This window comes from Streptomyces sp. O3, from assembly GCF_054788135.1.
On sequence record NZ_JBTVYK010000020.1, the window covers coordinates 88,438 to 98,044 of the forward strand.

The 9,607-nt window shown below is 73.1% G+C and carries 6 protein-coding genes; all 6 read right to left on the reverse strand.

Annotated elements, in window-relative coordinates:
• Nucleotides 1-21: 21 nt before the first annotated feature.
• The 6 genes from ACX6XY_RS12700 to scy all read right to left on the reverse strand — a co-directional run bounded on the left by ACX6XY_RS12700 (nucleotide 22) and on the right by scy (nucleotide 9,369).
• Nucleotides 22-903: an ABC transporter permease gene (locus ACX6XY_RS12700; RefSeq protein ID WP_460329433.1), complete on the reverse strand. Its 882-nt coding sequence runs from the start codon at nucleotides 901-903 to the stop codon at nucleotides 22-24.
• The gene (locus ACX6XY_RS12705; RefSeq protein WP_460329435.1) at nucleotides 900-2,159 is read right to left on the reverse strand and encodes an ABC transporter ATP-binding protein; all 1,260 of its coding nucleotides are present in this window, start codon (nucleotides 2,157-2,159) and stop codon (nucleotides 900-902) included. Before ACX6XY_RS12705 ends, ACX6XY_RS12700 begins: the two co-directional genes overlap by 4 nt.
• 118 nt (nucleotides 2,160-2,277) lie before the next feature.
• Nucleotides 2,278-3,048, reverse strand: coding sequence for an ABC transporter permease (locus tag ACX6XY_RS12710; protein ID WP_460329437.1), 771 nt, complete (start codon nucleotides 3,046-3,048; stop codon nucleotides 2,278-2,280).
• Between the two features lie 4 nt (nucleotides 3,049-3,052).
• Nucleotides 3,053-4,066, reverse strand: a complete 1,014-nt coding sequence (locus ACX6XY_RS12715) for an ABC transporter ATP-binding protein (protein WP_460329439.1) — start codon at nucleotides 4,064-4,066, stop codon at nucleotides 3,053-3,055.
• Between the two features lie 80 nt (nucleotides 4,067-4,146).
• Nucleotides 4,147-5,088: a cellulose-binding protein gene (locus ACX6XY_RS12720; RefSeq protein ID WP_460329441.1), complete on the reverse strand. Its 942-nt coding sequence runs from the start codon at nucleotides 5,086-5,088 to the stop codon at nucleotides 4,147-4,149.
• Between the two features lie 183 nt (nucleotides 5,089-5,271).
• Nucleotides 5,272-9,369 (reverse strand): polarized growth protein Scy, encoded by a 4,098-nt coding sequence (scy, locus tag ACX6XY_RS12725; protein WP_460329451.1) that lies wholly within the window; start codon nucleotides 9,367-9,369, stop codon nucleotides 5,272-5,274.
• Between the last annotated feature and the right edge of the window lie 238 nt (nucleotides 9,370-9,607).

Genomic DNA, 9,607 nt, shown 5'->3' on the forward strand with positions numbered 1-9,607 from the left:
CGGGGCGGGTGGATGCCCGGCTCACACGTCGCGGGACTCCAGCGCGGCGAAGGCGCCGCCCAGGGCGACCACGGCGGCCCCCAGCATGATCCACAGCGGCGTCCAGCCCTGCGGGCCAGAGTCGGTGACCGTGTTGCTGTAGAGCACGCCGATCTGGCTGGGGATCGAGTACTCGAACAGCGCGGTCCGGACCTTCTCCATCGACTCGACGAACAGGAACAGCGCCACCACCAGCGGCACCAGCACCACGCCGATCATGATGGTGATCGCACCCGCGGAGTGCCGCACCAGGGCGCCCACGGCGAGCGAGACCAGCCCCAGGGACGCGACGTACAGGCCCACGCCCACCGTCGCGCGCAGCCAGTCCTCGCCGGTCGAGGTGCCGGAGTCCACGATCGCGTTCTGGAGTACGCCGACGACGGCGGCCATCACCGTGGTGATCGTGAAGACCAGCCCGAAGAACACCAGTGCCTTGGCGGCGAGCACCCGGCCCCGGCTGGGGCAGGCGGTGAGCGTGGTGCGGATCATGCCGGTCCCGTACTCGGACGCGATGGTCAGCACGCCCAGCGTGATGACGCACAGCGAGCCGAACAGGACGCCGAAGAAGCCGAGTCCCAGCACGGACTCGCCCTCCAGGTCGGCGTCGGCGGAGCTGACGGCCCAGGCGACGAGCAGGCCGAGGGCCAGCATCAGGAAGACCATGACCCCGAGCGTCCACATCGTGGAGCGCACCGACCGGATCTTCGTCCACTCCGAGGCGATGGCGTGCCCGATGTGGGTCTGTTTGATCGGGATCGGCGAGGTGTACGTGCCACCCGCCTGCCCAGGGAACGGCGGGGCGGCCTGCCCGGCCTGCGCGGGGGCCTGCGGCTGCGGCGTCGACGGCATGGGCGGCGTGGTCATCGGGCGTCCTTGGTGTCGGCGGGCTCGGCGGCCTCAGCGGTGTCGGCGGCGGGCGCGTCGCCGCGCTCGGTCAGGTCGGCGGCCGGTGCGGCAGCCGAGGCCGGTGCGACCGGTGCGGCGGCCGGGGCAGGAGCCGCCGCGGGCTGCGGGGCGTACGGGTTCGGCTGCCCCACGGCACCCGGTCCGGCCTGCGCGGGATCCTGCGGCATCGCGAACGGCTGCCCGCCCTGCTGCGGCGGCGGGGGCGCGTACCAGTCCGGCTGGCCCTGCCCCGGCACCGGCGGCTGCCCCGGCACGCCGGGCGCGGGCAGCGTCTGCTGGAGCCCGGCCCGCTGGTCGGCCGTGGAGCGGTAGTCGACCGCGCCCTGCGTCATCCGCATGTACGCCTCTTCCAGCGAGGCCTGGTGCGGGGACAGCTCCCACAGCCGTACGTCGGCGTCGTGCGCGAGGTCGCTGATCCGGGGCAGCGGAAGACCGGTCACCCGCAGCGCCCCGTCCTGCTCGGGCAGCACCTGGCCGCCCGCTTCGGTCAGCGCCGAGCTCAGCTTCTCGCGCTGCTCGGGGTCGGTGTGCGGGGTGCGCACGCGGGCGAAGTCGGCGGAGTTGGCCGAGATGAAGTCCTTGACGCTCATGTCGGACAGCAGCTGCCCGCGCCCGATCACGATCAGGTGGTCGGCGGTGAGGGCCATCTCGCTCATCAGGTGCGAGGAGACGAAGACCGTGCGGCCTTCCGCGGCGAGCCGCTTCATCAGGTTGCGGACCCAGAGAATGCCCTCCGGGTCCAGGCCGTTGACCGGCTCGTCGAAGAGCAGCACCTGCGGGTCGCCGAGCAGCGCCGCCGCGATGCCGAGGCGCTGGCCCATACCGAGCGAGAAGCCCTTGGAGCGCTTCTTCGCCACCTCGTGCAGACCCACGACGCCGAGCACCTCGTCGACCCGGCGGGCCGGGATGCCGGACAGCTGCGCCAGCGAGAGCAGGTGGCTGCGGGCGCTGCGCCCGCCGTGCACCGCCTTGGCGTCCAGCAGCGCGCCGACCTGGCGGGGCGCGTTCGGCAGGTTCCGGAAGGGGTGCCCGGCGATGGTCACCCGGCCCGCGGTCGGCTGGTCGAGCCCCAGGATCATCCGCATCGTCGTGGACTTGCCCGAGCCGTTGGGCCCGAGGAAGCCGGTGACCATTCCGGGCCGTACCTGGAAGGAGAGGTTGTACACGGCGGTCTTCGCGCCGTAGCGCTTGGTCAGTCCGACTGCCTCGATCATGCTGTGCACCCATCGACAGGTTCCTGGTGTCGGGGCACTCGCGTGCTCCCCCGTAAGACTTAGGAGGATAGCGACACGCTGACGGTTCCGGGAAAGCCGGGACTAGTTGGGTGAACGCTCAAGCATCTCGCTTCTTCAGCAGGAGATACCCGCCGATCACGGACGCCGCCACCCAGACCACCATGATCGCGAATCCGCCCCACGGCCCGTACGGGGTGTCGTCGTCGATCGGGCTGACCACCTGCATGATCTTGCTGCCCGCCTGGTCGGGGAGGTACCGGCCGACCTTCTCGGTGGCCGGGACGTTCCCCAGGATGTTGGAGATCAGGAAGAAGAACGGCATCAGAATGCCCAGCGCCAGCATCGGGCTGCGCAGCATCGCCGCGACGCCCATCGAGAACACCGCGATCAGCGTCATATAGAGCCCGCCGCCGATCACCGCGCGCAGCACTCCCGGATCGCCGAGCGCGGCCCGGTGCTCGCCCAGCATGGCCTGGCCGAGGAAGAAGGCGGCGAAGCTGGTGGCGAGCGAGACCACCAGTGCGAGCGCCGTGGCCACGGCGATCTTGCTGAACAGGAATCGCGCGCGCTGTGGAACGGCGGCCAGCGACGTACGGATCATTCCGGTGCTGTACTCGTTGGACACCACCAGCACACCGAAAACAATCATCGCCAGCTGCCCCAGGCTCATTCCGGCGAAACTGACGAAAGTCGGATCGAAGGCCCGCTGTTCGTTCGCGCTCAGGTTGTCGAAGTCATTCCGCACCAGAATACTGATCAGTATTCCGAGCGCGATCGTCACCACCACGGCGAGCCCCAGCGTCCACACCGTCGACGCGACCGACCTGATCTTGGTCCACTCCGACCTCAGCACTCGGGTCGATGCCATCCGGTCAGCTCTCCTTCCGCGGGGCACGCGGCTGGCCCCACCCGGTCACGCCGGTCGCGCCGGGCCCGCCGCCCGCCGTCGCGTCCCAGCCGTTGGTGTCCGGCGGGCCGGGCTGCTGGTGCGCGTGGTACTCCACCGACTCCGCGGTCAGCCGCATGAACGCGTCCTCAAGCGACGCCTGCTGCGGGCTCAGCTCATGGAGCACGAGCTGACGTTCGGCGGCGAGTTCGCCCAGCCGGTCCGAACTCACCCCGTCCACCTCCAGGACGCCGCTCCCGGCCTCCACGACGGTGACCCCGGCCTCGTGCAGCACATCGCGCAGCCGCTCCTGCTGGGGCGAGCGCAGCCGCACATAGGTACGCGAGTTGTCCTTGATGAAGTCGGCCATCGGGGTGTCCGCGAGGAGCCGCCCCTGCCCGATCACCACGAGGTGGTCGGCGGTGAGGGCCATCTCGCTCATCAGGTGCGAGGACACGAAGACCGTACGGCCCTGGGCCGCGAGCCCCTTCATGAGATGGCGGATCCAGTGGATGCCCTCCGGGTCGAGCCCGTTCACCGGTTCGTCGAACATCAGGATCTTCGGATCGCCGAGCAGCGCGCCCGCGATGCCCAGGCGCTGGCCCATGCCCAGCGAGAAGCCCTTGGCCTTCTTCCTGGCCACCGCGGTGAGACCGACGGTGTCCAGGACCTCGTGGACGCGGCTGGTGGGGATGCCGTTGGACTGTGCCAGGCACAGCAGATGGTTGAAGGCGCTGCGCCCGCCGTGCATGGCCTTGGCGTCGAGGAGGGCGCCGATGTACTTCAGCGGATGTCTGATCTGGTCGTAGTGCCTGCCGTCGATCAGGACGTCGCCCGCGGTGGGGCGGTCGAGACCGAGCATCATCCGCATCGTCGTGGACTTGCCCGCGCCGTTCGGGCCGAGAAAGCCGGTGATCACGCCTGGCCGGACGGTGAACGTCAGGTCGTTCACCGCGAGCTTCTCGCCGTAGCGCTTGGTCAGACCTGCGAGCTCGATCATGCCGACCACGCTAGGACGGGGTCAGGCCCGCTGCCACTCGGCGTGGCGGCGGGCCTGACCCCCCATGAGCTCCCTGGAAGCTACCGGGTCTGCTGGGCCGGGACACCGCGGGTGACCGGCTCCTCCTCGCCCGGATTCCCGGCGGCGGCCACCGCGGCGCCGGTCAGCGTGGCCAGCATCTCGCGGACGTTGGTCAGCTGGGCGTTGATCGAGTCGCGGCGGTTGGTGAGCGCCGCGAGCTCGCGCTCGGATTCGCTGCGGATGCGGTCCGCCTTGGCGTTCGCGTCGGCCACGATGTCCTCGGCCTGGCGCTGCGCGGTCTCCACCGTCTGGCGGGCGCGGCGCTCCGCGTCGGTGCGCAGCTTCTCGGCCTCCAGGCGCAGCTGCTCGGCGCGGTGCTCGATCTCCGCGAGCCGCTTCTCGGCCTTGGCCTGACGCGAGGCCAGGTCACGCTCGGACTGCTCGCGGCGCTTGGCCAGGTTGGTCTCGAAGTCCGCGGCGGCCTGGGCGGCCTTGGCGCGGGTCTCCTCGAACAGCGCGTCGGCTTCCTCGCGCTTGGACTGGGCGTCCTTCTGCGCCTCGTTGCGCAGTACGGTCGCCTCGCCCTTGGCCTTCTCGACGATCCGGACGCCCTCGTCCTCGGCCTTGGTCTTGCGCTCGGCCGCGAACGCCTCGGCGTCGTTGCGTACCTGCTGGGCCGCGGACTCGGCGAGCTCGCGGTGCTGCTCGGACGCGCGGCGGGCCTCCTCGCGCAGGTCCTTGGCCTCCTCCTCGGCGAGCCGGAGGATCTTCTCGACGCGCGCACCGAGACCGGCGTACGACGGCTCGGCGTCGGCCACCTGTGCCTGGGCGTTCTGCGTCTCGAGGTGGAGTTCCTCGATGCGCTTCTCAAGAGCGGTGATACGGGCCAGAGCGCTGTCGCGGTCGGAGACGAGCTTGGAAATGCGGTCGTCCACCTGAGCGCGGTCGTAACCACGCCGCACCTGCTCGAAGCCGTAAGGGGAGGCGGAAGTGTCGCTCATGGGGTTCCTGTCGAATGAGACCGGTGAGGTGATAGGGGGAATCCTAGGGGCCGAGGCGGCGTGTCATCGAGCAGTTGCCCGTTTGATCTGGAGAATGAACCTCCTTTCGAGTGGCTAACCGAGCGAACGCTTGCCAGATACCAGGCGGAATGTCCCTGAAAAGCACAGGACCTGGCGTTCGCGCTAGCCATCCGACTTCTTGCCACCCGAACGAGGGGGCCCCACCGTGGCCCCGGCCTTGACGCCGGACTTGCCGCCGGAGGACTTGCCGCCGCCCGACGCGCCGCCGCCGGTCGGGGCCTCGAAAGACTCCAACGCCTCAAGTACGTCCTGGACACGGGAGATCTCCGCGTTGATGTCCTCCCGCCGGCGGACCAGGACCTCCAGCTCGCGCTTGCCCTCCTCGACCAGCCGCTCCGCCTCGGCCTCGGCCTCGCTCTTCACCCGCTCCGCCTCGCGCAGCGTCTTGGCCGTCTTCTGCTCGGCCTCCTTGAGCAACTGCTCGGCCTTCTTCACGGCGGCGATCCGCACCCGGCCAGCCTCCGAATTCGCCTCCGAGAGCAGCTCCTTGGCCTTGCTCTCCGCCTCGGCCCGCTGCTCCTCGGCGGCCTTGACCAGCGCGTCGCACCGCTCGCCCGCGGACTTCATCGCCTCGGCGGACTCCTTGCGGGCCCGCTCGTGCAGCTCCTCGATCTCGGTGGTCATCCGGTCCCGGCGCTCCTCGGCGCGCTCCGTTATGGTCCGCGCGTCCCGGCGCGCGCCGACCAGCAGCTCGTCCGCGTCCGTACGGGCCTTCTCCACCAGCGAGTTGCCCTCGACGGTCGCCTCGGCGACCAGCCGCTCGGCCTCCTTGCGGGCGGCGCCGACCATGGTGTCGGCCTGCTCCTCGGCGGCCGTGGTGGCCTTGCGGGCCTTGTCCTGCGCGTCCGCCGCCAGCTTGTCCGCCTCGGCCGCCGCCTCCGACACCAGCAGGTCGACCTGCTCGGCGGCCTCGCTGCGGCGCTTGTTGGCGTCCTGGCGGGCCTCGTCGCGGGTGCGGTCGGCCTCGGCCTGCGCCTCGCTCCTGATCCGCTCCGCGTCGGCGGCCGCGTCCGCCGCGACCTGCTCGGCCTCGGCGCGGGTGCGCTCGGCGTAGCGCTGCGCGGAGCCGACGTTGTCCGCGGCTTCGGCACGCAGCCGCTCGGCCTCGCTGGTCGCGTCGCCGACCAGGCGCTCGGCTTCGGCGGTCGCTTCGGCGCGTACGCGGTCGGCTTCGGCGGTGGCGTCGGAGACCAGGGTCTCCGCCTTGGCAGTGGACTCGGCGCGCAGGCGTCCGGCTTCGGTCGTCGCGTCCCCGACGAGCCGTTCCGCCTCGGCGGCGGCCTCGTCGCGTACCCGCTCGGCTTCCGCGGTCGCCTCGCTGACCAGGCGTTCCGCCGTGGCGGTGGACTCGGTGTGCAGGCGCTCCGCCTCGTCCGCCGCGTCGCCGCGTACCCGCTCGGCCTCGCTGGTCGAGTCGGCGCGCAGCCGCTCCGCCTCGCCGGTCGCCTCGCTGACCAGCGTGTCTGCCTGGGTCGCCGCGTCGCCCCGGATGCGGTTGGCGTCCTCGCGAGCCTCGGCGCGGGTGCGCGCCGCGTCCCGCTCGGCCGCCGCCACCGCGTCCGACGCCTCGGTACGCAGCCGCTGGGCGTACTCGGTCGCCTCCTCGCGTACCCGCTCGGCCTCGGCGATCGCCTCTGTAGCGGTGCGCTCGGCCAGGGCCTTGGCGGCGTCGGTCTCCTCCCGCGCCTCGGCCCTGAGCAGGGCGGCGTCGGCGGTGGCGCTCTCCCGTTCGTCGCGCGCCTCGGCGCGCAGCCGGTCGGCCTCCTCCTGGGCCTCCGATGTGGTGCGCTCCGCGGCGTGCTCGGCCGCCGAACGCAGCCCCGCGATCTCCTCCTCGGCCTGCTCCTGAAGACCGGCCACGGAGTCCCGTACCTGCTGGGCGGTCAGCTCGGCCGCGGCGACCAGGTCGGTGGCCCGCCGGTCCGCCTCCTCGCCCAGCCGCTGCGCCTCGGCCTGGGCCTCGTCCACCCGCTTGCGGGCCGCCGCGAGCAGCTCCTCGCTCTGCTCCCCGGCCCGCTCCCGCTCCTGGTCGGCCTCGGCGCGCGCGGCGGACAGCAGCTCATCGGCCTCCCGACGGCGGCGCGCGGCCTCCTCCTGGGCCGCGGTCAGCTCCTCGGCGGCCTGCGCCGAGATCCGCTCCGCGGCCGCGGCCGCCTCCGCGCGCACCCGGTCGGCGCCGTCCTGCGCCTCGGACTTCAGCCGCTCCGCCTCGCCCGCGGCCTCACTGCGCAGCCGGGCCGCGGCGGCCTCGCCGTCGGCTCGGCTCTCGGCGGCCTCGGCGGCCGCCTCGTCGCGCAGCCGCTCCGCCTCCGCCTCGGCCTGCGCCTGGAGCGTACGGACCCGCTCGGCGGCCTCGGTGCGCAGCCGCTCCGCCTCGTCCTTGGCCTCCCGGCGCAGCCGCTCGGCCTCCGCGCCCGCCTCGCTGACCGCCTGCTCGGCCGCGGCCAGGCGCTCATCGGCCTCGGCGCGCAGCCGTTCGTGCTCGGCGGCAGCCTCGGCCTGCCGCTGGGCGGCGCCCCGCTCGGCCTCCTCGGCCAGCTGCCGCGCCGCCCGCTCGGCCTCGGCCTGGACGGCCTCGGCCTGCTCGGCGGCCTCCGCGCGGAGCCGCTCGGCCTCCGCGCGGGTGCGCTCCAGGGTCTCGTCGGCCTGCGTGCGCAGCGAGGTGGCGCGCTCGATCGCCTCCGCGCGCACCCGCTCGGCCTCGGCGGTCGCGGCGGTCCGCAGCTCGTCCCCGTCGGCCCTGGCCTTGGTCAGCAGCTCCTCGGCGGAGCCCGCCGCCTCCTCGATCTGCTGGACGGCCTCGCGCCGCGCCTCGCCCCGGATCCGCTCGCCCTCGGCGACCGCGTCCGCGCGCAGCTGCTCGGCCTCGCCGCGCAGCCGCCGCGCCTCCTCCTGGAGCTCGACGGTCTTGGCGCGGTACTCCTTGGTGTCGTCCTTGGCCGCGCCCTTGAGCTGGGCGGCGATGTCGTGCGCCTCGTCGCGCAGCCGGTCGGCCTCGGCCTCGGCCTCGCGGCGGACCCGCTCGGCCTCCTCGGTCGCGGCGGCGGTGGTCGCCTTGGCGTCGGCGGAGGCCTTGGTGAGCACCTCCTCGGCGGTACGGGCCGCGCTGGACAGCTGGGACGCGGCCTCTTCGGCGGTCTCCGTACGGGCCTTCTCGCGCGCGTCGGCGATCAGCTTCTCGGCCTCGGCGCGGGCGTCGGCCAGCGCCTGCTGGGCCTCGGCCCTGGCGGTCTCGGCCTCCTTGGTGGCCTCCTCGACCAGCCGGGCGACCTGCTCCTTGGCGGTGCGCGTGCGCTGCTCGCCCGCGGCCTCGGCCTCGGCGAGCCGCTTGGCCGCGGTGTCCTTCGCCTCGCTGACGACCTTCTCGGCCTCGCCGCGCGCCGTACGCAGCGCCTCCTCGGCCTCCTGCATCCGCTGCTCTGCGCCGCGGCTCAGCTCGGTGGCCTGCCGACGGGCCGACTCGGCCTCGGCCGTGGTGCTGGAGCGGAGCTGCTCGGCGTGCTCGGCGGCCTCCTGGGCCTGCGTGGACGCGGCGTCCAGGAGGCGCTCGGCGTCGGTGCGGGCCCGGCGCAGGATCGCCTCGGCCTCCGCGCGGGCGGTCTCGGCCTCCTCGCTGAGGCGCTGACCGGCCTGCGCGGTCAGCCGCTCGGCCTCGGCGCGGGCGGTGGCCAGCGCCTGCTCGGCCTCGGCGCGGGACTCGTCGAGGAGCCTGCGGGCCTGCTGCTCGGTGCGGTTCCTGAGCTGCTCGGCCCAGGCGACGTTCTCGTTGACGTGCGACTCGACGGTCTGCCGACGCTCGGCCAGCTCCTGGTCGAGCTGCTGGCGCCGGGACACCGCCTCGGAGTGCAACTCGGCCTGGAGCCGGGCCTGCTGCTCGGCGTGCTCCTGGAGGATGCGCTGCGTCTGGGCGCGCGCCTCGCGCAGTTCCCGCTCCGCGTCGGAGCGCAACTGCTCGGCCTGGGCCTGGGCGTTCCGCAGCAGTTGCTCGGCCTGATAGCCGAGATCCGCGGTGTCGTAGGCAGGACGGCTCGCGAGGTTGCGCCGCGCCTCGTGCAGCTTGGCGCGCAGCACCTCGACCTGATAGCCGAGGTCCTCGGCGTGCTGGACGGCCTTCTCCCGCTCGGTTTTCAGCCGTTCCATCTCGGCTTCGAACCGTGAGAGGTGGTCGACGTCAGCCTCCTGGCGTTCGTAGCCCCGCACCGCGCGGTCCCATCCGTCCCCTGGTCGCAAGTCTTACCTGTACGAGCTCCGTCCATCCGACGAACGGGGCCCCCGGGGAATGGTGTCAGATCATCAGGGCGACAAGGGCCGTTGCCCTGATTGCCTGCCCCTGAAACCCGGACCCCGGACCGGGGGGGCCCCCCCCGCCCCGGGGGGGGCCCCCCCCCCCCCCCCCCCCCCGGGCCGGGGGGGGGGGGGCGGGGGGCGCGCGGGGGGG